Below are 23613 nucleotides of genomic sequence, written 5' to 3'. Positions count from 1 at the left end.
GAGATCCCTCACTTTTCTCTGGGAAATTCCAGAATCATATCATACCAGACTGCTCCGCCGTGAACCGACTGGGACAGTCCCAGATTTTTGTAGCCAAATCTCTCATAAAAGCCAATCAAACGATCCTTGCAGGTCAAAATCAGACCCTCTCTGCCCTTTTCCTGAGCGTCTGCAATCAGATGCTCCATCAGACGGGAAGCCAGTCCCTGATGCTGATATTCCGGAATCACATCCAGGCCGAAAATACTCTGATAAATCCCGTCCTCCTTGTGATATGATGCGTCCTCAAACATTTCGTCAAAGATTACCCGGCTGTCGGTTACACATCCGTTGATAAATCCGATGATTTCTCCTTCCTTTTCCGCCACAAAAAAGCTGTCCGGAAATGTGGAAATCCGCTGTAAAAAGGATTCCCTGGGCGCCGCTTCTGCTTTCGGAAAGCAAACCGCCTCCACCTGAGTTACTGCATCAAGATCCTCCAGCTTAACTTTTCTAATTAAAATTTCCATCCTGCATATCCTCTGTCTCTTTCCTGATAGTATTTCATATGCTTCACGCAACTATTCAAAACGAACCCTATGCGCGGAAATAATACCCTACGCCCCATTTGGTATGCACATATTTGGGATCGCTGGGACTTGGCTCAATCTTTTCTCTCAGGCGGCGCACATGTACATCCACCGTCCGCACATCACCAGACTCAGATGCCTTATTTCCCCAGACAAAGCTAAGAAGGCTTTCCCGGCTGTAAACCTTATTGGGATTGCACACCAGAAGCTCCAGGAGGTCAAACTCCTTCGCTGTAAGATTGATTTCCTTTTCTCCGATAAAAACTCTTCTGCCCTCCCGATCCAGCTTCAAATCTCCAGCTGTGATCATCTTTGTCTCTGCCTGACCGCCTCTGCGCGACTTTTTCGAGCTGCGGCGCATAATTGCCTTGATACGCGCCTTCACCTCAAGGATATTGAAGGGTTTTGTAATATAATCATCTGCACCGTATTCCAGTCCCAGAATCTTATCCATGTCTCCGCCCTTGGCCGTCAGCATAATCACTGGCATTTCTGAAAACTCACGAATTGCCTGACACACCTCAAATCCATCATATTTAGGCAGCATCACATCCAGAAGTACTACATCATACTCCGTCTGCTTTGCCAGATTAATTGCTTCTTCGCCGTCATAGGCGCAATCTACTTCCATTCCATCCTGCTCCAGGCTGAAACGAATCCCCTTTACAATCAGTTTTTCATCATCTACCACCAGAATCTTTGCCATTACTCTCTCTCCTGCCAAACGCTCTATTTATACCTCAATCTGATCCTTCAGTTTTCGGAAAGAAGCCTCCTTGATTCCAGGAACATTCATAATATCCTCAATCCTTGAAAAAGCCCCCTGTTCTGTCCGGTAGCGGATAATATCCGCTGCCCTGGACTCCCCAATCCCTGTCAGTGTCATAAGTTCTTCTTTAGAAGCTGAATTAATATTTACTTTTTTCATCGGAACAGCCCCTCTGTCCTGGCTGTATGCATCTGCTGCTCCAAAGCCGCTTCCGCCAGTTTCCGGAACCGTATCTGACCCGATTTGTCCGTTCCAGGAAGGATCCGATGCCTGCGCCTCGTCCGGGACAAGAATCTTCATCCCGTCAAAAACCGGCTCTGCCAGATTCAGATATTCTGGCCTTGCTTCTTCGGTGAAACCGCCTGCCAGCTCCACAGCCTCAAAAATCCGCTGTCCTTCCTCCAGCTTATAAACGCCGGGACTTGTCACCTGACCGCAGACATAAACATAGCAGGAGGTATCCCCACTGTCAGAATCCCTTCCGCCTGTCTCTCTTCGTTCCGTCAGATCTTCTCCTGAAGCCGCCTCTGCAGTTCCCATCTTTTTTTCTTCGGAAGCTCCGTCGGCAGCTGCCTCCTGTTTTTCTTCAGAAAGCCCATCTGAAACTTTCGCCTGTTTTTCTTCGGCAGCTTTGTCTGTGCCGCCTTCACTTTCTGTAAATGCCTCTTCCTCCAGGAAACCCTCTGCATGAGAAAATCGTTCTTCTGCCACAGGAGAATCCTTTGTTCTGCAGCTGTAACAGCAGCCTCCTACTGCAAACACCAATCCCAGTGCCAGCCATCTGACCGCTTTCATCCAGGTTCTGCTTTCCGATAAGTTTTGATTCATAGTTTTCCCTCCGTTCCGGAGAGAATCCCAATTCAGCCTGATTCTATTCTACCGAAATCCCCCTGCAAATACAAGCGGTATTTTCGAGTAATCGTTCAGTCCGGCGCTTCTTGTCCGCTGTAAGCAGGTAAGAAGATGCATGGCTGAACGGCAACAGCTTGACAATCTTTTTACCCTAGAGTATACTTTTTTCATAAACGGCGTTTTTAATATCTGCCGTCATATTCTATACAACACGCTAGGGGTGCCTTTACTGGCTGAGAATGGCGGCTTTCGCCTGACCCTCATCACTTGATCCGGATCATACCGGCGTAAGGAAGCATGATACTTACCGTAAAGTCCCCCTGTGCTGTTATTCACAAAGGAGGCTTTTTTTATGTCAATTGTTACTGCTGACGGCGGCCTGACCGCTCTTGGCTATGGACTCAGCATTCTGGCTGCTGCTCTTTTCTTTTTTATTGCCGGCATGATCTCCCGGAATCAAAAAACAAAAATCTCTGCCAGACAGCTGGTTTTCTGCGGAACTGCCATGGCCCTTGCTTACATTGCTTCTTACATCCGCCTGATTCCCAAAATGCCCTATGGCGGTTCTGTCACACTGTTCAGTATGCTTTTTATCTGTCTGATTGGTTACTGGTACGGAGTTCGAGCCGGAATCATGACCGGCCTGGCCTATGGCATTCTTCAGTTTATTCAGGAACCCTATGTCCTTTCCCTGTTCCAGGTATGCTGTGACTATGTTCTGGCCTTTGCAGGACTGGGGCTTGCCGGACTGTTCTCCAAATCAAAAAACGGTCTGGTCAAAGGATATCTCCTGGGAATTCTGGTTCGCGGCCTGTTTCACGTCATTGGCGGCTATCTCTACTGGATGGACTATATGCCGGAGAATTTCCCCCAGCAGCTGGCTATGCTTTACCCGATTGTCTATAACTATTCCTATATTCTGGCAGAAGGCATCCTGACGCTTATCGTCATCTCTCTTCCGCCGGTAAAAAAAGGCCTGACACAAATCAAGGCACTGGCGCAGGGGTAGGAAAAAACTCCTGTTTCTTATAACAATACCCTCATCTGAAATGGAAAAACAGCAGACCGGTATCATTTTATACCAGAACTGCTGTTTTTCACATTCTGTAATTGTTCAGAACGGGGCATCCTCTTGTCCGGCAAAACCATCAGGAAGCATCAGAGCTTCCCTCGCTGATAACTCTTTGTCACGGAATCCACACACCGTTTTCTGCAAAAGAATACATCACATCACCAATCTGACAGCTTTCATTTACAGCCATTTTTCCATCTTCCTTTAGATAATACCAGTTTTCTCCCAGCTGAAGCCATCCTGTTTTCTTCTGGTAATTCTCATAGTAGTACCAGCTTCCGTTAATCGGTCTCCATCCAGTTCCCGGAAATAAATGAGTGTAATCGGCAAAGGCAATTTCAATGCAGACCTTCCCCGTAATTCCCGCAACCGTTCCGTCCTTGGTGTACTGCCAGATTGTGCGGTTGGGATATTCGTTCACCGATGTTTCATATCGGGCATACCAGATATCATAGGGAATCTGGGATGTATCCATATGTCTGGTCAGCCACTCATTATTTGCATACACAACCGGTCTGTAACCGGCTTCTGCAATCACCTGGCAGAATGCATTCACCTGACTGGTAATCTCCTGAGGCGTTTTTCCCATATCCAGCAGATACTGAGACTCCACATCATAGGCCACCGGATAGGAAACGGGATAATCCTTAATCTGCTCCAGAACAAACCGGGCTTCCTGCCTTGCTGTCTCCTCATCTAACGCCTGGGTATAGAAAAAGACGCCAGTTCGGATTCCGTGGGCTGACGCAGCCTGCATATTTGCTGCAAAATACGGATCCAGATCATTGAGATAGCCCAGCCGAACCATCGCAAAGGTTACGCCGTCCCCGCGAACCTGATTCCAGTCAATCTCCCCTGCTTTATTCTGATACTTTGAAATCGTAACGCCCTTTGCCAGCGCCCCCTCCACAGCTGTTCCATTGGCCCGGATAAACTGTCCGTTCGTCACAGTCAGCTGTTCAGGAAGCTCCGCACGGGCAGTCATTACCGGCGTCTGCAGCGCCATAAGGGCACAAAGTCCCGCTGCTGCAGCCCTCCGCAGTCTCCCTCTCTTTCTGAACATATGCCTTCATCCTTTCCTAATTGACAAATTGTATCTGTTCAGGACGGCGGGAGATCTGGCAGAAAAATTCGTGTCAAGCTTGCTTGCAAGCGGGTTTTCCTGCCAGCTCTCACATCGGAGGAATCTCCGATGCTTCTTGTTCGGCTTTGCCGGACAAGAAGATGCCCCGTCCTGAACAGTTACATTGATTTCAATATAGGACACTTTCTGATAAAAAACAATGAAATGTTCATTACATTTTTATTACAATTATACTGTGACAGAAAAGCTGTCTATTCTTGTTTTTCCTGATTACCAAACAATGCTTCTGCATATGCCACCGAGGCCATCGCATCCCGGCAATATCGATCCGCCCCCATAGTATCTGCATATTCCTGGGTCAAAACAGCTCCTCCCACCATAACGCGAGCCCAGGGAGCCTTTTCCCTCAGCTGTCTTATGGTTTCCTCCATGCTGGGAACCGTTGTTGTCATCAAAGCGCTCAACCCCACCAGGCGAACCTGATTTTTTACTGCTTCTTCCACAATTCGTTCCGGCGGCACGTCCTTTCCCAGATCCAATACCTCATAGCTGTAATTTTCCAACAGCACCTTCACAATATTTTTTCCAATATCGTGAATATCACCCTTAACCGTTGCCAGAATAATCGAACCCTTGCTTTCCTGCTTTACTCCGCTTGCAGCCATTTTTTCTTTGATAATGTCAAAGGCAGCTCTGGCCGCTTCCGCGCTCATTAACAGCTGAGGCAAAAACAGCGTTCCCTGTTCAAATCCCTTTCCCACCCGATCCAGGGCTGGAATCATGTGACTGTTAATGATTTCCAGAGCATCCTTCTCTTTCAAAAGCTCACCTACTGCAGCCGATGCCTGTTCCCGCAGTCCTTTCTCAATTCCTGTCTCCAGGGCTTCTGCTGGGCCGCCTTCCCTGGCCGCCGCTTCCACAGAAGCTCCTTCTGGAGACGACGGGGATTTTGAAAACTGACTGCCTGTCTGTGTTCCGGCTCTGTTCTGCTGTCCATATTTCTGAATATACTCCCCGCACTGAGGATCCAGATCCATCAGCGCCCGGAAGCTGTAATATGCCCGCATCATAGCTTCTGAATTGGGATTTATAATCGCAGCATTCAGTCCGCACTCCATAGCCATTGTAAAGAAAGCACTATTGATAATCTCTCTCTGAGGCAGGCCAAAGGAAATATTAGAAACACCCAGAATGGTTTTTCCTCCCAGTTCATCCCGGACGCGGCGCAGGGTTTCCAGAGTTGTCAAAGCTCCTTTACTGTCAGAGCTTACTGTCAGGCAGAGCGCGTCAATCAGAATATTTTCCGGTCCAATTCCATACTCCTCCGCTCTGCGGAAAATCTTCCGGGCTATTTCCAGCCTTCCTTCTGCTGTTTCCGGAATTCCGTTTTCATCCAGACAGAGAGCCACAACCACGCCGCCGTACTTCTTAACCAGAGGAAATACAGCCTTCATAGACTCCTCTTTTCCATTGACAGAATTAATCAGCGGCTTTCCATTATAGACCCGCATGGCCCGCTCCATAGCAATCGGATCCGAGGTGTCCAGCTGCAGGGGCAGATCCAGAATGCTCTGCAGCTCCCGCACCACCTCTTCCATCATAGACGGCTCGTCAATTTCCGGAAGCCCTACATTTACATCCAGCACGTGAGCACCATTCTCCTGCTGGGTCACACCCTCCTGAAGAATGTATTCCAGATTGTGTTCCCGAAGAGCCTGTTTAAATTTCGATTTTCCTGTAGGGTTAATCCGCTCCCCGATAATTACTGGGGTTTTTCCGATTTCTACTGCCTGGGCAAAGGAGGATACCACCGTTCGCCTTTTCCTGATAACAGGAACTGGTATTTTCGTCCTGCAGCGTTCATACACCTTTCGAATATGCTCTGGCGTCGTACCGCAGCAGCCGCCTGCAATCCGCGCTCCCATATCCACAATTTCTTCCATGATAGCCGCAAATTCTTCTGCGTCAATATCATACACCGTTTCCCCGTTTTCACTGCGGGGAAGGCCTGCATTGGGATTGACCATAACGGGAATAGAGGAAACCGCCAGAAGCTCCTGCAAAATCTCCCGCATCTGTGCCGGTCCCAGACCGCAGTTCATTCCCAAAACATCAACGCCAAGACCTTCCAGCATGGCTGCCACAGAAGCCGGACTTCCTCCAGTGAGCAGTTTTCCTCTCTCATCAAAGGTTACTGTCACAAATACAGGAAGACTGCAGGCCTCCTTTGCCGCCAGCACTGCTGCCTTTGTCTCGTAAGTATCGCTCATGGTTTCGATCAAAATCAGATCTGCGCCTGCCTCCACCCCTGCTTCTACCACCTCCCGGTACAAGCTGATCGCATCCTCAAACTCCAGATCCCCCAGAGGCTTCAGCAGCTTTCCTGTCGGGCCCATATCCAGAGCCACATATGCCTTTTTCCCAGAAAGAGCAATGGCCTCTCTGGCATTTTTCACTGCAGCCTCAACCACCGGCTTTAATGGATACTTCGTATGTTCATTATATTTCAGCCGATCCACCCCAAATGTATTGGTGGTCACAATATCTGCCCCTGCCTCCAGATAATCCCGGTGAATCTGCACCAGCACCTCTGGATGGGTCATATTCCAGACACCGGGCAGTTCTCCCGGCTTAAGCCCTGCCTGCTGCAGAAGGCTTCCCATTCCGCCGTCACAAAACAGGATTCTCTTTTCTAATTCCTGTAAAATACTCATATTTTCCCTTCCGCGGTTTTCCTGCCCGCATCTCTCTTTCTTATCTCCGATATACACAGTCTTTTTTCTGGCAGATTTCACAGCCCTGAATTCTACAGCTTACAGGAATATCACTGATTCCAATTACTGCTGTTATGGATTTGGAGGGCGCCATCAAAAGACTGTCTGTCAGGGTCACGCCGATTCTCCTTCCCAAATCAAGAGCAGGTACCAGCTGTCTCTGACATTCCAGAGAAAAATCCCCATAACCGGGACTGAATCTCGGGCGCAGGTATCGCCCCTGTTTTTGATATTCCTCTTTCAGCTCCCTGTTTTTTTCATCACAGAATTCCTCCAGAAAGGCAACTGAGACTGCCTGAAATACCACGGCCTTGCTCATCTGCAGTTTTCCGTACCGATGCAGCATGATATCCACCTGACTGCCAAGAGTCGCTGCAAACAGCAAAGCCCCTGTACAGTCTTTCAGATTCCGCCCCAGGCTGCGGCTTCTTGCTGTGATGGCTCCTATCCGTATTTCATCCCCCTCCAGCTCCAGCGGAAATTCCCGCCAGACTGCCCGGGGTGCGGCACACTGCTCCAGCTCCCGCTTGCATTCTTCAATCAGAAACTCTACATTTTCTGGAACCGGCTGTCCCTTGCAGCCAAGATAACGTAAAATCTCTGCCTGGTTCCATTTCCAAACACCCTCATTCATATTCCTGTCCTGCCTTTTTCTGCTGCTTTATCCGCAATCTCGCCTCAGTATTTCCCGGCTGTCTTTTCTGCGTCTCTCCTAGCATTTTCCGGCTGCCCTATCCAAAGTTCCTTCCGGACTTGCCTGCTTTTGCCCTTACTGCATCCTTTACCGCACAATCTCAGAAAGGCTGTTCTTAATCTGTGCCGCCACATCCGGCTTATTCATAGAATATACATGAATTCCGTTTACATGATTCGCTATCAAATCGATAATCTGCTCTGTAGCATAGGCAATGCCAGCCTGCTTCATAGCCGCCGGATTGTCTCCAAACCTGTCTACAATTGCCTTAAACCGGGAGGGAAGATATGTTCCTGACATGGAGCATATCCGCTTAATCTGAGCAGAATTTGTCACTGGCATAATTCCTGCAATCACCGGCACCATAATTCCCTTTTCCCGGATTCTGTATAAATAATTGTATAAAATATTATTATCAAAAAACATCTGCGTCGTCACAAAATCACAGCCGGCCTCCACCTTTTCCTTCAGATGCTGAATGTCCGCTGTTTTATTCACGGACTCCACATGACCCTCCGGATAACAGGCTGCGCCAATACAGAAATCTCCTGCAGCCTTAATCTCTGCAATCAGCTGAGACGCATACTGGTAATCCTTTTCCACCTTTCCATCTGCAGGAATATCTCCCCGCAGCGCCAGAATATTTTCAATTCCCCGATCCTTCAGTTCCTCAAGTACGCCATGAACCTTTTCTTTTGTAGAAGATACGCAGGTCAGATGTGCCAGAGGCGTTACTCCGTGATTCATAATAGAAGAAGCAATATCCACCGTATACCGGCTAGTTCCCCCTCCCGCTCCATAAGTAACGCTCATAAATGCCGGATGCAGTCCGGCAATCTCCAGCGCCGCTGCCTCCACTGATTCCAGTTTGTCCTCCGTTTTTGGAGGAAATACTTCAAAAGAAAGCGTCGGCTCTCCCTTTGCCAGTAAGTCTTTGATTTTCATTTTCTGCTCCTCTCTTTCTGCTGTCCCCCGCCCCATAATTAGAACAAGTATAGCATAAGAGATTCCGATTTTCCATGGCGTAGTTTGTTAATTTATTAACTTTTTCCACGATTTATTTGCATTTTTTTCATTTTATGGTAAGATAACTTTCAACTGCTTTGACTTGGGAAGTCAAATGTGTGCCTTTATGTCCCACAATACCATACAAAGGAGATTTTATTATGGAACAGACAGGCGTAAAAGCATTTCTGAAACGGAAAAACGTCAACATTACTGTCAAAACCTATCTCATTGATGCCATGGGAGCAATGGCTTTTGGTCTCTTTGCATCCCTGCTCATCGGAACCATTTTCGGAACCCTTGGGGATAAAACCCAGGTGGCTTTGTTCCAGACCATTGCAGAATACTGCAAAAGTGCAACCGGCGCTGCTTTAGGTGTCTCTATTGCCTACGCCCTTCATGCGCCCCAGCTGGTTCTTTTCTCTGCTGCCACTGTAGGAATTGCAGGAAATGCTCTGGGCGGCCCTGTAGGCGCTCTGTTAGCCACAATCGTTGCCACTGAGCTGGGAAAAATCGTTTCCAAGGAAACACGGGTAGACATTCTCGTTACCCCCGGCGTTACCATTATTTCCGGTGTGCTGGTTGCTCAGTTTGTAGGCCCTGGAGTTTCTGCCTTTATGACTGCCTTCGGCAATCTGGTAAAAACCACAACTGAGATGCAGCCGTTCTTTATGGGAATGCTGGTTTCTGCTCTTATTGGAATTGCGCTGACCCTTCCAATCAGCAGCGCAGCCATTTGTATCATGCTGAGTCTGGACGGTCTGGCCGGCGGCGCCGCCACGGCCGGATGCTGCGCACAGATGATTGGCTTTGCTGTATTGAGTTTCCGTGAAAACGGTATGGGCGGACTTTTAGCCCAGGGTCTTGGCACATCTATGCTGCAGATGGGAAATATTGTTAAGAACCCCAGGATCTGGATAGCCCCCACACTGGCCTCCATGGTTACAGGCCCTATTGCTACATGCCTGTTCCGCCTGGAAAATATTGCTGCCGGATCCGGTATGGGAACCTGCGGGCTGGTTGGCCCCATCGGAATTTACACTGCCATGGGCGGCGGCGTAAATATGTGGCTGGGAATTCTTCTGGTATGCTTCCTTCTTCCAGCTGTCCTGACTCTGATTTTCGGCGCAGTACTCCGAAAAATCGGCTGGATCAAGGTGGGAGATTTGAAGCTGGATCTGTAATGAAAAAAACGCGTTCTGCATTCCAGTTTTTCCGGCTGCAAAACGCGTTTTCTTTTTTCTATTATTTTAAAATACCTATTGTTTTAAAACCTCAATCGCTTTCTGTACCTGATTGTCCCGATCCAGAGGAACATCGTACTGTCCAATCAGATCCTCATCCAGCTCCAGTTCAATCTCCACATCTGGCTCCAAACCTTTTTTGTGGATATCATGACCAGCCGGAGTATAATAGTGAGCTATGGTTACCTTCACAGCAGAACCGTCATCCAGAGGAAGGAGCGCCTGCACAATACCTTTTCCAAAGGAGGTTGTTCCCACCAGAGTTGCCATGCCGTAATCCCGCAGGGCGCCTGCAAATACCTCAGAAGCACTGGCTGACATTCCATTTATTAAAACTGCAATCGGCATATCCAGCTCATGTCCGTCATCCATGGGATATTCTGGATTGGATCCGCTTCCCTCAAACAGAAGCTTTCCGCCCTGACAATAATACCGATCGCCCTTTCCGTTTTTATCAGCAGTACTGAGAATGGTTCCCTCATACTGATCCTCCGGCAAAAGATAGGCTGCCATTTTCACACAGGCATCCACCACACCTCCGGGATTATCCCGCAAATCAATCACCAGACGCTCCATTCCCTGCTTTTCCAGAGAATCAACCGCGGAAATAAACTGATCTGCTGTTACCAGATCAAACTGTGTTACCATCACATAACCTGTTTTATCCGGCAAAAGCTGAGCCTCCACTGTCACGCTCTCCACCATCCGGCGTTCCACTGTAGCAGAAATCTCCTCGCCGTCTCTTAAAACCGTCAGATCCACAAAGGTGCCTTCCTCACCGCGGATATACTGAGAAACCAGAGTATCCAGTTCCTGATCATACACATCCAGCGCCCCTACCTTATAGAGAATATCTCCTTTCTTCAATCCGGCCTCTTCTGCCGGAGAACCGGGAAATACTCTCAAAATGGTAATAATTCCAGTCTCCAGATTCTGACTGACCTGAACGCCGATTCCACAGTAAACGCCTTCTGTTTCCTCTGTCATGGCCCGGTATTCTTCTGCTGTATAGTAAGTAGTGTAGGGATCCTCCAGACCTGCCAGCATTCCCTTATAAATACCGGCTTCCATCTGCTCTGTATCCACATCCTCCTCAAACAGAAAATAGTCATCCACCACCTGCTCCAGTAAATCCAGTTTATTGCCGATTCGCTGAAGATTCAGGGCTTCCTCCTCCGGATTTCCGGAGCTCTCGATGATTCCAGCCATGCTCTGTCCATCCATCACTGTATGGCCAATAATGGAAATTCCCGCTGCAATTCCCACGATTACCAGGCCTGCAAAAGCAGTTACCAGCGCTCCTACCAGAACACCTTTCCAGAATCTGTTTTTATTTTTCTTTTCGTTTTCCAAATATGTCACCTGTCTTTCTGGCCACTCCTGTCTGATTTTCCGCAGGAAAAGAGCGCCGTTATTTCCGTCACGGACTTACATACGTCTGAGGATTTACATAACGCCCGCCATGGCGGATACCAAAATGAAGGTGGGGTCCCGTAGAGTATCCGGTAGAACCAACCTTGGCAATCGTCTGTCCCTGACTGACCTGCTGCCCCTCAGAAACCAGCAGCTGAGAACAATGCATATACACAGTATAAACACCGCCTCCGTGATTCAGCATAATATAATTTCCAGCTGAATAGCTGTATGTAGACACCACCACTGTCCCGGCTGCAGCTGCCACAATGGCAGAGCCGCTGCTGGCGCCGATATCAATTCCCTGATGATTGGTAGATGCCCCTTCCGTAGGCGAGCTTCTCCCGCCAAAGCCGGAAGTAATACGGCTGCTGGAAGGACAGGGCCATATAAATTTAATATCTCCCAGATTTACGGTTTTATACGATTTTCCAGCTGCCTCAGCTGCTTTTCTCGCCTCTTCTTCCTTCCGCTTAATCTCTGCTTCCAGTTGTTTGATTTTATTCTCCTGAGCAGCCAGATCCTTTTCATATTCCTCAATCTGACCTTCTGCTGCGGAAATCTGATTTTCCACCCCCTGAAGCTCCCTGCTCTTCTCGGAGAGGAGGGTTTCCACCGACTGATGCTTTGCCTGAGTCTGCTCCTGCAGGCTGAGAAGCTCTGCATGCTCCTCCTGCAGCTTCACCTCATGGGCAGCAATGGTTTCTCTGGTTGCCTCATATTCATCCATCTTTTTCCTGTCATAATCAGAAATTTTCTGGATATACTCGGCCCGGTTCATAAACTGAGCCATATCATCTGACTGGAGCAGCATATCCATGTAGCTGGTGTCGCCCCGCTCATACATATATTTGATCCGAAGCTTCATATCTGCATACTGCTTTGCCTCAGTCTCCCTTGCCGCCTCCAGTTCCTGTCCAGTCCGGGCAATATCCTCTTCCTTTCCGGCAATATCTCCGGAAAGCTGCTCCAGTTCCTGGTCCAGACGCATCAAATCGCCATCCAGCTGTTTCACATAAGCAGCGGTATCGTGCTTTAATCCCTCCAGATTTTTCAGAGCCGCTTCAACCTTCTTTTTTTCCTCTTCCATAGAGCTGACCTTTTTCTTCGCAGCCTCCACATCCTTTTTCGTTGCGTAGGAAGGGAAAAGACCTGTGGTAAAAATTGCCGCCAGGCTAACCCAGAGAAGCCCCCATTTTTTCCATGCTTTCATTTTGTCACCTACACTTTCAGGGATCTGCGAATGGTGAAAAAGCTTCCGAAAAAGCCGATTCCAACACCAAGCGCCATAGACACTGCCACCATAACAGGATAAATATTTCCGATGGGAATAAAATACAGCATATTAGACAGAATATGAAACCGCTCCATCAGATATACCACCATTCTCGTGTAGAGCACGTACATCCCTGCCAGAGGTATCACGGCGCCTATCAGACCGATTACCACACCTTCCACAATAAACGGCGCCCGAATCATAAAATTCGTAGCTCCTATGAGCCGCATGATCTGGCTTTCTCTCCGGCGAAAAGCCGCTGCCACAGAAATCGTGTTGCTGATCAGAAAAACCGCTACTGCCAGAAGCACTCCAATAATCACAAGAGATAAAAGTCCCAGCATTTTGTTAAAGCTGGAAAATCCCGCTGCTGTGGTACTGGAATAATTCACCTGACGCACTCCGGTAATCCCCTGAAGATAAGCTACAAAATTTTCCTGCTCACTGATGTCATTTAAAAAGATCACATAGGATGCAGAACCTGCCAGCGGATTATCCTCCGCAAAGCCCTCCGCCAGCTCCTCATGTCCGGCAAAATACTCCGCCTTAAAGCTGTCCCAGGCCTCCTGGGCAGATACATACTTCATCTCCCGGATTTCCGGCCGTTTGCCAATCTCATCTCCCAGAGCCAGAATCTGTTCCTCCGTCAGACTCTCATCAAAAAGAACTGTAATACCCACCGTGCTTTCTACATGGTGTACCATAAACCGAATATTTGCAACTATCGAGAAAAATAAACAAAATAAAAAAATACACGCAGAAATCGTTGCCACCGATGCCAGCGAAAACCAGATATTTCTGCATATATTTTTCAGTCCCTGTTTCAGGCAATACCAACATGTACTAAAGCTCATCCGTATGACCACCTCTCACTTCATCGCTGACAAGCCTTCCGCGATCCAGAGTAATCACACGTCCGCCTATCTCATCTACCAGTTCCTGGCTGTGGGTTACCACAACCACGGTTGTTCCCCTCCGGTTAATCCGTTTCAGAAGCTTCATAATCTCTATGGCATTCTGATAATCCAGATTGCCCGTAGGCTCATCTGCCAGAAGCACCTCCGGACGGTTAATCAGAGCGCGGGCAATCGCCACCCGCTGCTGCTCCCCTCCGGAAAGCTTCTGGGGCTCCATCTTGTATTTTGATGAAAGCCCCACCAGCTTTAACATTCTTGGAACAGATTCTCGGATACTTCTGGAAGAGGCCCCCACCACCCGCTGGGCAAAGGCCACATTCTCAAATACATTCCGATCCTGCAGAAGCCGGAAATCCTGAAACACAACTCCCAGTTTCCGGCGAAACTTCGGCACGTACCGCCGCGGCATTTTCTGCAGATCCATATCATTGATCACAATCCGACCTGACGTCGGCTCTGCCTCCTTCAGCATCAGCTTCAAAAGGGTGGATTTGCCGGAGCCGCTTCGCCCCATAATAAATACAAATTCCCCATCCTCAATGGTAATATTAATGTCCCGCAAAGCCTTGCCGCCGTTTTCATAGGTCTTGCTGATATTGGATATTTCAATCATATTAGTAATCCAGGCTCTCCATATACTTCATGTACTTCACAACCATCAGAGCAATCTTAAAGGTAATGGCATCCTCAAATACTCTCAGATCCAGTCCTGTACTCTTCTGCAGCTTATCCAGACGGTATACCAGAGTATTCCGATGGATATAAAGCTGACGGGAAGTCTCGGAAACATTCAGGCTGTTCTCGAAAAACTTGTTGATGGTAGTCAGAGTCTCCTCGTCAAACTCATCCGGAGACTTTCCTTCAAAAATCTCCCGGATAAACATCCGGCACAGTGGAAGGGGGAGCTGATAAATCAGACGTCCAATTCCCAGATTGCTGTATGCCACTACATTCTTGCCATTGTAGAAAATCTTTCCTACATCCAGAGCCATCTTCGCTTCCTTGTAGGATCTGGAAACCTCCTTAATATCCCCTACAATGGTACCGTAAGCCACATGAACCTTGGTCATAGCCTCTGTATTGAGCATATCGAGAATCATGTTGGCTGTTTTCTCCAGCTCGCCGTAATCCTCTCCGGTCTTTACTTCTTTTACCAGAATAATATTCTTTTCATCTACTGCAGTAATAAAGTCCTTGGTCTTGGATGCAAACAGACTGCGCACCGTCTCCAATGCATTCACATCCTTTTCATGCTTGGTTTCAATCAGGAATACCACGCGCTTTACGTTGGTTTCGATATGAAGCTTTTTCGCACGGTTGTAAATGTCCACCAGAAGCAAGTTGTCCAGCAGCAGGTTCTTGATGAAATTGTCCTTGTCAAACCTCTCCTTGTATGCTACCAGAAGATTCTGAATCTGGAAAGCTGCCAGCTTTCCTACCATATACACATCGTCACTGCCGCCCTTGGCCAGCAAAATATACTCCAGCTGATGCTCGTCAAATACCTTAAAAAACTGATATCCAGAAATCACCTGGCTGTCCGCCGGAGAATCCACAAAAGATAAAATGGAGCTTTCATACTCCTCTGCATCTGGAAATGTAGAGGCCAGTACCTTTCCCTCCGTGTCGCAGATACACAGATCAATTCTGGTAATTCCCTTCAAGCCGTCAATGGTTGTCTGAAGAATCTGATTTGAAATCATAACGCACGCTCCTTATAGTGAATTTGTTGATAATCTCGATGATCCGTAAAAACTGTCAAACTTAATACGATCCTATCTTATATCTTAATGCAAAATAAAAAAAAAAGCAAGCGAGTAATGATACTCGCCTGCTTAATTTTATACAATGCAACAGATATCTTAGTTCACGATTACCTGCTCGGTATCCTTGTCGAATACGTGAATCTTGCTCAGATCCAGAGCCAGCTTTACAGTATCGCCAGGTCTTGCAGAGGTTCTCGGATTTACACGAGCGGTGCAGTTTGCTTCGTTTACATCGAAGTACAGATAAACTTCAGCACCAAGCATCTCGTATACACGGATGGTTGCGTCAATTACGCTCTTCGGAGATGCTGCCAGATAAGCCTCGTCATCATGCAGATCCTCCGGACGGATACCCAGGGTAACGGTCTTGCCGTTGTAGCCCTTCTCCTCCAGTACTTTGCCTTTTTCTGCCGGCAGAGCGATGGTGTGACCGTCAAAGGTCAGAGTAACTTCAGAACCGCTCTTTCCAACAACAGCATCAATCAGGTTCATCTGCGGAGCGCCGATAAATCCAGCAACGAACTTGTTGCAGGGCTTGTCATACAGATTCTGCGGAGAGTCAACCTGCTGAACTACGCCGTCCTTCATAACTACGATTCTGGTACCCAGAGTCATAGCCTCGGTCTGGTCATGAGTTACGTAGATGATGGTTGCGTTCAGTCTCTGATGCAGCTTGGAAATCTCAATACGCATCTGACCTCTCAGCTTAGCATCCAGGTTGGACAGCGGCTCATCCATCAGGAATACCTTCGGATTACGAACGATTGCACGACCCATAGCTACACGCTGTCTCTGACCACCGGACAGAGCCTTCGGCTTACGATCTAACAGATGGGACAGGTCAAGGATTCTTGCTGCTTCCTGAACCAGCTTATCAATCTCCTCCTTCGGGGTCTTTCTCAGCTTCAGACCGAATGCCATGTTGTCATAAACACTCATATGCGGATACAGAGCATAGTTCTGGAATACCATTGCAATATCTCTGTCCTTCGGTTCTACATCGTTTACCAGCTTGCCATCGATGTACAGCTCACCGGAAGAAATATCTTCCAGACCTGCGATCATACGAAGGGTTGTGGACTTACCACATCCAGACGGTCCTACGAAGATGATGAATTCCTTATCAGCAATTTCAAGGTTAAAATCTTTTACTGCAACAAACCCGTTCGGGTAAGCTTTGGTTACATTTCTCAATGATAAACTGGCCATACTTTCTCCTCCTGATTGATGCTGTTTCGCATCTCTTTTTTCTGTATTAATGATACAATATAAAAATTTTTTCCGCCATATTGCAAATGCCCAAATTCATTTTCCCCTTTTTGGCACATTTGCTTAACTGAAAAAAAAACTGCTGAAAACATCAAATTCGGCTAAGGAAATCCCGTCCTTTACTGTCTAAATTCGATAAAACCTTCCCCTAAAACCTCTCTGGCATCACTGACAATCACAAAAGCTTGTGAATCATGCCCAACAACCAGCTCTTTTAATTGTACAATTTCTTTCTTTGATACCACACAAAAGAGAATTTCCTTTTGATTTCCGGAATACATGCCTCTGGCAGAAATCCCCGTAGCCCCCCGCTTCATCTCTTTCATAATCCGCTCTGCCAGTTCCTCGCTTTTATCTGAGATAATAAAGGCCACCTTGGAGAACTTCATACCTTCAATAATTCCGTCCGAAATCTTTGCCATGGCAAAAATGGCAATCAGAGCGTAAAGAGCATAGGTGATACCAAAAACAGAGGCGCCGACAAATACCACCATAGCATCCAGCACCTGCATAATCTGAGCAATGGTATAATGAGGCAGCTTTCTCTGAATCAGGGCCGCCAGCATATCCGTTCCTCCCGTCGTTGCCTGACACAGGAATACCAGTCCGGCCCCTACTCCCGTAAGCAGACCACCAAACAGAGCTGTCAGCAGTAAATCATCCATAAGAAATGGAATTTCCGGAATCAGATACAGAGAAATGGAAAGAGCCACAGTTGCAGTCAGTGTCCGCTTGATAAACTGCCAGCCTTTCAGGCGGATCGCCGCCAAAAACAGGGGAATATTCACTGCTGTATTGGTGATCCACAGATCGATCCCAAACTTTTCCTTGACAATAATGGCAACACCGGCTGCCCCTCCTGTAACAAGGCCAATCGGATCATAAATATTTTTAATGGCAAAGCCCATGATACATGCGCCAAGCAGAATCAGCGCATAATCACGGGCCGCAGATTTGTGTCTGAAATTCATACCTTCTCCCTTTCTGAGGAACCGGTCAGGATATCTTCTTTGCCAGGACATGGATCAGATGCTCGTCCTCATCATGTCCATTTCCATCTGTCACCCAGATCTTCTGGATCTCCAGGCGGCCGGTTTCTTTCAGAAGCCGTTCCAGCTTTTCCTGTGTATACTGGCAGAAGTATCGACCGTTCTGAATTCCCTCAAAATCTCCCTCCTGGAAAGAAAGGTAGAGAATTCCGCCCTGACAGAGTGCTTCAATCACCCTCTCCATTACACTGTCGATCTCATCCTCCGGCACATGGATCAGCGCTTCATTGCCCCAGACTCCGTCAAAAACCTCATCGAACTCCATATCCTCGTAGGCCATATTCAAGACCTCCAGGCCTGTATGAATCTCTGCCAGCTTGCACATTTCCTCAGAGGCATCCAGAGGGGTCACATCGAAGCCCTGTTCATAAAAGGCCAGGCTGTCACGTCCAGAGCCGCACCCAAGATCCAGAATCGTATCGCCCTCTTCCAGATACTCCGTAAAGGTTTTCCTCTGCTCCTCCATATCCTGCTCCACTGTCTGTTCAAAAATTGCGGATGCATATTTATTGTAGTATCCTATCGTGTCCAATTGGCTCCTCCTATATTCTCTCAATGGTTTTTTCCGTAATCCGGATTTTATTTTCTTTCAACAGGCGTCCTACCGCCCGCTTAAATGCATTCTTGCTCATCTGAAACTCTCTCTGAATGGTTTCTGGTCTTGCCTTGTCATTGAATGGAAGAACTCCGTCAAATTCATCAATCACCTTCAAAACCAGCTGCGCATCCTCATCCATCTGCATATAGGCCTTCTGACGGGGAGACAAATCCAGCTTTCCATCCTCTCTGACCTTCATAACCCGGGCTTCCACCAAATCTCCAGGATGATAATTGCCATAAAGCTCCTTCTTGGGAATCAGACCGTAGTACCGATTATCCACAGCTACAAAGGCGCCCAGGGTTTCGCTGATTTCATAAATCACACCCTTTACCCAGTCATCCTTCTGATAAGGAGACTCTGCGCTCATATAGGAATATACATTCATGGTAGCAGCCAGACGTCCGCTCTTATCAATATAGAGAGCCACAAGACATTCCTCTCCGGGACGTACCCTATGATTCTGCTCCTTAAAAGGAAGCAAAAGATCCTTTTCCAGTCCCATATCCAGGAAAGCGCCGATCTTTACTACATCTTTAACAGTCAGCACTGCCGTCTCTCCTACCTGAAGCTTGGGCTTTCCGGAAGTGGCAATCAGGCGATCCTCGGAATCCTTGTAGACAAATACCTCCAGGCTGTCTCCTACCTTTGTTCCTTCGGGAACCTGTTTCCGGGGAAGAAGAACTGCACGCTTTTCATCTCCCGGCTCTCCCATATATACACCGAAGTCTTTCTCTCTCTGTACTGTCAGGGTCTGAACTTTTCCTAATTCTATCATATATACTCTCTTTCTGGCTGTTCCTTCACAACCGTGGTCCTTCGCTTTCGGCCTTCATCCAGACAACTGCATAGGCCGTTCCTTCTCTGTCACAGAGGGCTACCGTATAATCGCTTCCCTCTCGGCTGATACAGGGAATCATCTCATCTCCCTGCACTGCTGCCTTCTTATACTCTACCCGCAGCTCCCGGATACGAATATCCTCCGGAAGCGCCTCCCTGGCAATGGCCACATATTGGGCATTGTTTACATGGCGGTTCGTGTCAATGTGGTGGGGCAGCACTGTAATCACCGGCATCTTCACCGCATTTTCCGGAATAAGGATTCTCCTGGGCGCATAGTCCATCTCCAACCGCTTTTCCTCCCCGCTTCCATAGCCTCGGATATCACTCTCCTGAGCGCGAACCGGACGTCCTGCTTCTGTATCAAAGAAAAACCAGATGGAATTGGCCTTAACCAGATAATTTCCCTTTTTATCGCAAATGGTAAAATTGCGGTATCCATAAATCCCTTTAAAATCATAAGGCCAGGTACTGACAACAATCTCCTCTCCCAGTCTTGGATACCTCTCTATCACAATCTGCCAGGAAGACAGCCACCATGCGCGGTGATGCTCCTGGAGATATGTAATGCCAAGATTCAGGTCTTCTGACTGAAAGGTAGAGCAGTCCTGCAGGTAGTTGATAATCCCTGTTACAGACAGCTCCTGATTCTGATCCACCTCACTGTAGCGGATCCTGCTTTCAAACGAATACATGATTTCTCCTGTGTTATTAACTCATTTCCTGCTATTATCTCATATTCCTTGCGGAATCACAACTGTTTTTTATCTGTGCGGCCTGATTTTATATAACAATTCAGCCATGCAGCTTCCTGCTTTCACCATTTTTTCCTGTCTGGCTCTTTGTACAGCGGGACGGTTATGATTTTACAGGCAGAAAATAAGCGAGGAGCCGGAAAAATTCCGGCTCCTATTTAAAATTGTCTGATTTGTTTTACTTTTCGCAAATTTTAACAACTACTTTTTTAATCGGAGAAGGCTCGCCTGCTGCTGCTTTGGGCTTATGGCCGTCCCAGGGATTGAAAATCATATACTCGCCGGCTTTTACAACCACCTTCAGACCAGGATTGCTGTTGTCGAAAATCACAACATCCTTTTCCGGATTGTACGGAGTCTTCACTGTCAGATCCTCAACCGGAGCGTAGGTCATGGTTTCCTGACCCTCGATAATGTACTGAATATCTGTATAATTCTCATGAGCCTCAAACTTTGCTTCCTCCCACGGAATTGTTGTGTAGCTCATAACATTGGCATAAACCATCTTGCCGTCAATTTCATATTTGCCGTTTTCCAGAGAAGCCAGATCCTGACTCTTCAGCCAGTCCACTGCCTTTGCATAACGTCCTTCAATTCCCAGATTGCGATAAAAATCCAAATTCTTTGCCTGATCAAAAATCATGATAGCATCCTCCTCTGTTTCATATTCCTGTGTCAGCCTCTTCGTCTGGCACTGTATATTTCTGATGAACTGCTCTTATCTCAGCTCAGTGGTCGGAATCACATCCATGTCGTCGAATTCCTGATTCTCGCCGCCCATAGCCCAGATGAAAGTATAGTTGCTGGTACCTGCGCCGGAATGAATACTCCAGGACGGGCTGATAACAGCCTGCTCATTCTGCATTACAATGTGGCGGGTCTCATTTCCCTCACCCATCATATGGAATACTACGTTGTTCTCCGGAATCTCAAAGTACATATAGATCTCCATTCTTCTCTCATGGGTGTGAGACGGCATGGTGTTCCATACACTGCCTGGCTCCAGCACAGTCATACCCATAGACAGCTGGCAGGTCTCCAGTACAGACGGATGAATAAACTGGTTGATGGTTCTCTTATTGGAGGTCTCCATAGCGCCTAATGGCTTCTTTGCTGCATCATTAATAGAGATAAAGGTGGTCTTGCATGCCTTGTGAGCCGGAGCACTTACCATGTAAAACTTAGCCGGATTTGCTACGTCATCACTGGCAAAGGTAACCTCCTTGGTTCCCTTGGTAATGTACAGACAGTCCTTATATCCCATCTTGAAGGTCTCGCCGTCTGCTACGATGGTTCCTGCACCGCCGATGTTGAAAATACCGATCTCTCTTCTCTCCAGCAGGTAGTGCGTTCCGAAATTTTTCCATACATCAATACCCTTATCAATGGAAACAGTCTCGGTGGTAGGCATACAGCCCAAAGTTACCATACGATCAACGTGAGAGTATACTGCTACTATTTCATTCGCAACATAAAGATTTTCAATCAGGAATTCTTTTCTGGTTTCCTCTGTAGTATAGCGCTTAAAATCTTTCTGATTTGCGGAATAACGAATATCCATGTGTATCAATCCTCCATACATTTCATTTTCTGACAAGATCAAACAGTCCTATCTGTTTACCATTATAAGTGATTTCAGAAAATATGCAATAGAACAATTTCCCGAAAAAAGGAGGCAGATTCTGAACATTCTGGCTAAAACCTGCGAAGTGTTTTTATGTCACGGGAAATTACGTCCTATGACAAAAAAACAGCCCGGAATCTCTAACAGAAACCGGACTGTACAGAAGCTGGGCTACAAGGATTCGAACCTTGAAATGACGGAGTCAGAGTCCGTTGCCTTACCATTTGGCGATAGCCCAATACCATATAAAATTGTAAAACCTGTATCCGAAAACCGGATAAGCTGGGCTACAAGGATTCGAACCTTGAAATGACGGAGTCAGAGTCCGTTGCCTTACCATTTGGCGATAGCCCATCACTGCAACGAAAGTCATTATACATGAAATATTCGTTGCGGTCAAGTACTTTTTTACTTTTTTATATTTTCGCAAAATTCATGGAACATCTGGCAAATTTTCCAACTTTTATTCAGAAGTTCCCTCCTGCCAGATTAAATCCTGCTCTCTTCTGATACTTCCTTCTGCTGCCCGGAAACCTTACCCTTTTCTTCAAAGGCTTCTTCCAACTCCTCAAAAGCTCCTTCCGTTTCCCCTGAAGTCTCGCTTCCCTCTCCAGATGTTTCCTCCTCTTCCCCAGAAGTGCTTTCACCTTCTTCAGAAGATTCTTCTGTTTCCTCAGGAAGGGTTTCCTCTTCTCCCAAGGCCTCTTCCGTCTCCTCTGAAGACGTTTCCTCTTCCTGGGATTCCTCCTGCTCCTCCTCTTCCAGCTGTTCAGAAATCTCCGGAACCTTAAAATATCCGGTTACAGAGGAGGCACGGTTTTCTCCGCGGGGCGTCAGCCCTCCCAGCACAAAGGTGTAATTCTTTCCGCCTTCCAGACCTTCTGCAAAAATCACACACTCATCCTTCGCTGTTTCTTCTACCAACGCCGCATACCGGCTGCCATCCTCATCCTTTACCAGAACCGTAGGATTTTTCCAGTCTACATAGGTTACAAAATATACGAAAATCCGGTTATCTTCATAATCAACATAATCGATCTCCACCAGCTCCTCTTCCGCATTTTCTTCTGAAGGAGATGGGGCCACAATCACATTCTGATCTTCTGTCACAGACTCCTTCTCTTCCCCGCCCGATGTCTGGGTCTGTTCTGGTAACTCTGCTTCCGGCGTTTCCGGTACCAATGTCTCCGTTTCCGATTCGGCAGATGTCTCCGTTTCCCTGCTTACCTCCGTTTCTTCCACAGAAGCCGGGAAGTCTTTCCCGATCCATTCTGCCAGCTCCTCCATCGTTATGGCAGACAGCCACTCCATATCCTTCATAGCCAAATCTGGATTTGACTCAATCAGTTCCTTGAGAAAATATGCCTTACCATAAGAAATCTTATACTGCTTTGCCAGATCCTCGATCTCATCATTCTCTACCGCCTGCTGATCATAGACAACAGCCTGAACCTGATTTTCCTCCAGGGTTTTTTCAATGTTTCCCACCACACTGCTGCGCAGAGCTGAGGCCCTGGTCATGCTGTCATTGCTCACTGTCACTAAAATCGCATTGTCCAGATCATCCAAGTAGCCGTGAGTTACCATAGAGCCTACAACTGCATTCACAGCCACATTCAAATCTACTCCCTTCAGTTCCATATCTGACAGAATCTGATTTCCATCTTCATTCAGGGCCTCTGCCTTTAATACCCGCTCTCTCCTGTTAATCGAAAGCTCCACACTGGGATTGACATCAATTCCAATCACTGAGTCTATCTGACGGTTCTCATACTGATAATACCAGGCTCCGCCTCCTGTCATCAAAAGACAAAGACTGGCCGCAGCTCCCAGAGCCGCGCCTCTCATCTGGCTCAGAAACAAAATGACGCCGCCTTTTTTTGTCTCCTGCCTCTCTTTTACTGCTTCCTCATTTTCCTGCGGAACAGACAAATCCAGCTTCTCAAAAATATCCGGAGTAAGTGTATCCACAGCTGATTTCAGATGAATTTCTATCTGCTCTTTATTCCATTGATCCTGATCCGATCTCTGCTTCATCTGCAG

At 47.4% G+C, this 23613-nt stretch carries 22 protein-coding genes, 2 tRNA genes and 1 riboswitch; of the genes, 2 read left to right on the top strand and 22 right to left on the bottom strand.

Annotation, left to right across the window (positions count from 1 at the left end):
• Nucleotides 1–8: 8 nt before the first annotated feature.
• The 3 genes from ACESON_RS14285 to ACESON_RS14275 form a co-directional block, all read right to left on the bottom strand.
• Nucleotides 9–509: a GNAT family N-acetyltransferase gene (locus ACESON_RS14285; protein WP_373110573.1), complete on the bottom strand. Its 501-nt coding sequence runs from the start codon at nucleotides 507–509 to the stop codon at nucleotides 9–11.
• 67 nt (nucleotides 510–576) lie between these two features.
• Nucleotides 577–1275, bottom strand: coding sequence for a response regulator (locus tag ACESON_RS14280; protein ID WP_177994321.1), 699 nt, complete (start codon nucleotides 1273–1275; stop codon nucleotides 577–579).
• 27 nt (nucleotides 1276–1302) lie between these two features.
• Nucleotides 1303–2166, bottom strand: coding sequence for a helix-hairpin-helix domain-containing protein (locus tag ACESON_RS14275; RefSeq protein ID WP_373110571.1), 864 nt, complete (start codon nucleotides 2164–2166; stop codon nucleotides 1303–1305).
• Between the two features lie 230 nt (nucleotides 2167–2396).
• Nucleotides 2397–2501: riboswitch (TPP riboswitch) on the top strand.
• A gap of 41 nt (nucleotides 2502–2542) precedes the next feature.
• Between ACESON_RS14275 and ACESON_RS14270 the strand changes: the two genes are divergently transcribed.
• Nucleotides 2543–3199: an energy-coupled thiamine transporter ThiT gene (locus ACESON_RS14270; RefSeq protein WP_373110570.1), complete on the top strand. Its 657-nt coding sequence runs from the start codon at nucleotides 2543–2545 to the stop codon at nucleotides 3197–3199.
• Between the two features lie 178 nt (nucleotides 3200–3377).
• Here ACESON_RS14270 and ACESON_RS14265 read toward each other — a convergent pair whose 3' ends face one another.
• The 4 genes from ACESON_RS14265 to metF form a co-directional block, all read right to left on the bottom strand.
• Nucleotides 3378–4325 carry a GH25 family lysozyme gene (locus ACESON_RS14265; RefSeq protein ID WP_373110568.1) on the bottom strand — a complete coding sequence of 316 codons (948 nt, stop codon included), beginning with the start codon at nucleotides 4323–4325 and terminating at the stop codon, nucleotides 3378–3380.
• A gap of 272 nt (nucleotides 4326–4597) precedes the next feature.
• Nucleotides 4598–7060, bottom strand: a complete 2463-nt coding sequence (locus tag ACESON_RS14260) for a homocysteine S-methyltransferase family protein (protein WP_373110566.1) — start codon at nucleotides 7058–7060, stop codon at nucleotides 4598–4600.
• A gap of 40 nt (nucleotides 7061–7100) precedes the next feature.
• Nucleotides 7101–7754, bottom strand: a complete 654-nt coding sequence (locus ACESON_RS14255) for a Vitamin B12 dependent methionine synthase activation subunit (RefSeq protein ID WP_373110564.1) — start codon at nucleotides 7752–7754, stop codon at nucleotides 7101–7103.
• Nucleotides 7755–7901: 147 nt separating this feature from the next.
• Nucleotides 7902–8759 (bottom strand): methylenetetrahydrofolate reductase [NAD(P)H], encoded by an 858-nt coding sequence (gene metF / locus ACESON_RS14250; protein ID WP_177958141.1) that lies wholly within the window; start codon nucleotides 8757–8759, stop codon nucleotides 7902–7904.
• Nucleotides 8760–8980: 221 nt separating this feature from the next.
• Between metF and ACESON_RS14245 the strand changes: the two genes are divergently transcribed.
• Entirely contained in the window at nucleotides 8981–10003 is a 1023-nt protein-coding gene (locus ACESON_RS14245) for a PTS sugar transporter subunit IIC (RefSeq protein ID WP_177958142.1), read from the top strand.
• A 75-nt stretch (nucleotides 10004–10078) separates the two neighbouring features.
• On the opposite strand, the gene ACESON_RS14240 is transcribed toward ACESON_RS14245, so the two are convergent.
• The 15 genes from ACESON_RS14240 to ACESON_RS14170 all read right to left on the bottom strand — a co-directional run bounded on the left by ACESON_RS14240 (nucleotide 10079) and on the right by ACESON_RS14170 (nucleotide 23607).
• Entirely contained in the window at nucleotides 10079–11425 is a 1347-nt protein-coding gene (locus tag ACESON_RS14240) for a S41 family peptidase (protein WP_373110562.1), read from the bottom strand.
• Between the two features lie 58 nt (nucleotides 11426–11483).
• Entirely contained in the window at nucleotides 11484–12689 is a 1206-nt protein-coding gene (locus ACESON_RS14235; RefSeq protein ID WP_177958143.1) for a peptidoglycan DD-metalloendopeptidase family protein, read from the bottom strand.
• An 8-nt stretch (nucleotides 12690–12697) separates the two neighbouring features.
• Nucleotides 12698–13606: a permease-like cell division protein FtsX gene (gene ftsX, locus ACESON_RS14230; RefSeq protein WP_177958144.1), complete on the bottom strand. Its 909-nt coding sequence runs from the start codon at nucleotides 13604–13606 to the stop codon at nucleotides 12698–12700.
• Nucleotides 13596–14282: a cell division ATP-binding protein FtsE gene (ftsE, locus tag ACESON_RS14225; protein ID WP_177958145.1), complete on the bottom strand. Its 687-nt coding sequence runs from the start codon at nucleotides 14280–14282 to the stop codon at nucleotides 13596–13598. The genes ftsX and ftsE overlap by 11 nt, the downstream gene beginning before the upstream one ends.
• A gap of 1 nt (nucleotide 14283) precedes the next feature.
• Entirely contained in the window at nucleotides 14284–15372 is a 1089-nt protein-coding gene (locus ACESON_RS14220; RefSeq protein ID WP_177958146.1) for a helix-turn-helix domain-containing protein, read from the bottom strand.
• A gap of 159 nt (nucleotides 15373–15531) precedes the next feature.
• A complete protein-coding gene (locus ACESON_RS14215; RefSeq protein WP_177958147.1) occupies nucleotides 15532–16644 on the bottom strand; it encodes a sn-glycerol-3-phosphate ABC transporter ATP-binding protein UgpC in 1113 nt (370 codons plus the stop codon).
• Nucleotides 16645–16823: 179 nt separating this feature from the next.
• Nucleotides 16824–17675 carry a YitT family protein gene (locus tag ACESON_RS14210; protein ID WP_373110560.1) on the bottom strand — a complete coding sequence of 284 codons (852 nt, stop codon included), beginning with the start codon at nucleotides 17673–17675 and terminating at the stop codon, nucleotides 16824–16826.
• A 25-nt stretch (nucleotides 17676–17700) separates the two neighbouring features.
• Nucleotides 17701–18285, bottom strand: coding sequence for a methyltransferase domain-containing protein (locus tag ACESON_RS14205; protein WP_177958149.1), 585 nt, complete (start codon nucleotides 18283–18285; stop codon nucleotides 17701–17703).
• A gap of 10 nt (nucleotides 18286–18295) precedes the next feature.
• Nucleotides 18296–19129 (bottom strand): S1 RNA-binding domain-containing protein, encoded by an 834-nt coding sequence (locus ACESON_RS14200; protein ID WP_373110558.1) that lies wholly within the window; start codon nucleotides 19127–19129, stop codon nucleotides 18296–18298.
• A 25-nt stretch (nucleotides 19130–19154) separates the two neighbouring features.
• Nucleotides 19155–19886 (bottom strand): acyl-ACP thioesterase domain-containing protein, encoded by a 732-nt coding sequence (locus ACESON_RS14195; RefSeq protein ID WP_177958151.1) that lies wholly within the window; start codon nucleotides 19884–19886, stop codon nucleotides 19155–19157.
• Nucleotides 19887–20124: 238 nt separating this feature from the next.
• The gene (locus ACESON_RS14190) at nucleotides 20125–20589 is read right to left on the bottom strand and encodes a YhcH/YjgK/YiaL family protein (protein ID WP_177958152.1); all 465 of its coding nucleotides are present in this window, start codon (nucleotides 20587–20589) and stop codon (nucleotides 20125–20127) included.
• 75 nt (nucleotides 20590–20664) lie between these two features.
• Nucleotides 20665–21507, bottom strand: coding sequence for a 5-dehydro-4-deoxy-D-glucuronate isomerase (gene kduI, locus ACESON_RS14185; RefSeq protein ID WP_373110555.1), 843 nt, complete (start codon nucleotides 21505–21507; stop codon nucleotides 20665–20667).
• A gap of 229 nt (nucleotides 21508–21736) precedes the next feature.
• Nucleotides 21737–21808: transfer RNA gene (locus tag ACESON_RS14180), tRNA-Gln, on the bottom strand.
• Nucleotides 21809–21852: 44 nt separating this feature from the next.
• Nucleotides 21853–21924, bottom strand: a tRNA-Gln gene (locus ACESON_RS14175).
• A 135-nt stretch (nucleotides 21925–22059) separates the two neighbouring features.
• Nucleotides 22060–23607, bottom strand: coding sequence for a hypothetical protein (locus tag ACESON_RS14170; protein WP_373110554.1), 1548 nt, complete (start codon nucleotides 23605–23607; stop codon nucleotides 22060–22062).
• Nucleotides 23608–23613: the final 6 nt, after the last annotated feature.

It is taken from the genome of Lachnoclostridium sp. Marseille-P6806 (assembly GCF_964238185.1).
In the GTDB taxonomy this organism is placed as follows: domain Bacteria; phylum Bacillota; class Clostridia; order Lachnospirales; family Lachnospiraceae; genus Brotaphodocola.
Note: the sequence above shows the minus strand (reverse complement) of the source record. Positions and strands in the feature narration are given on the sequence as shown.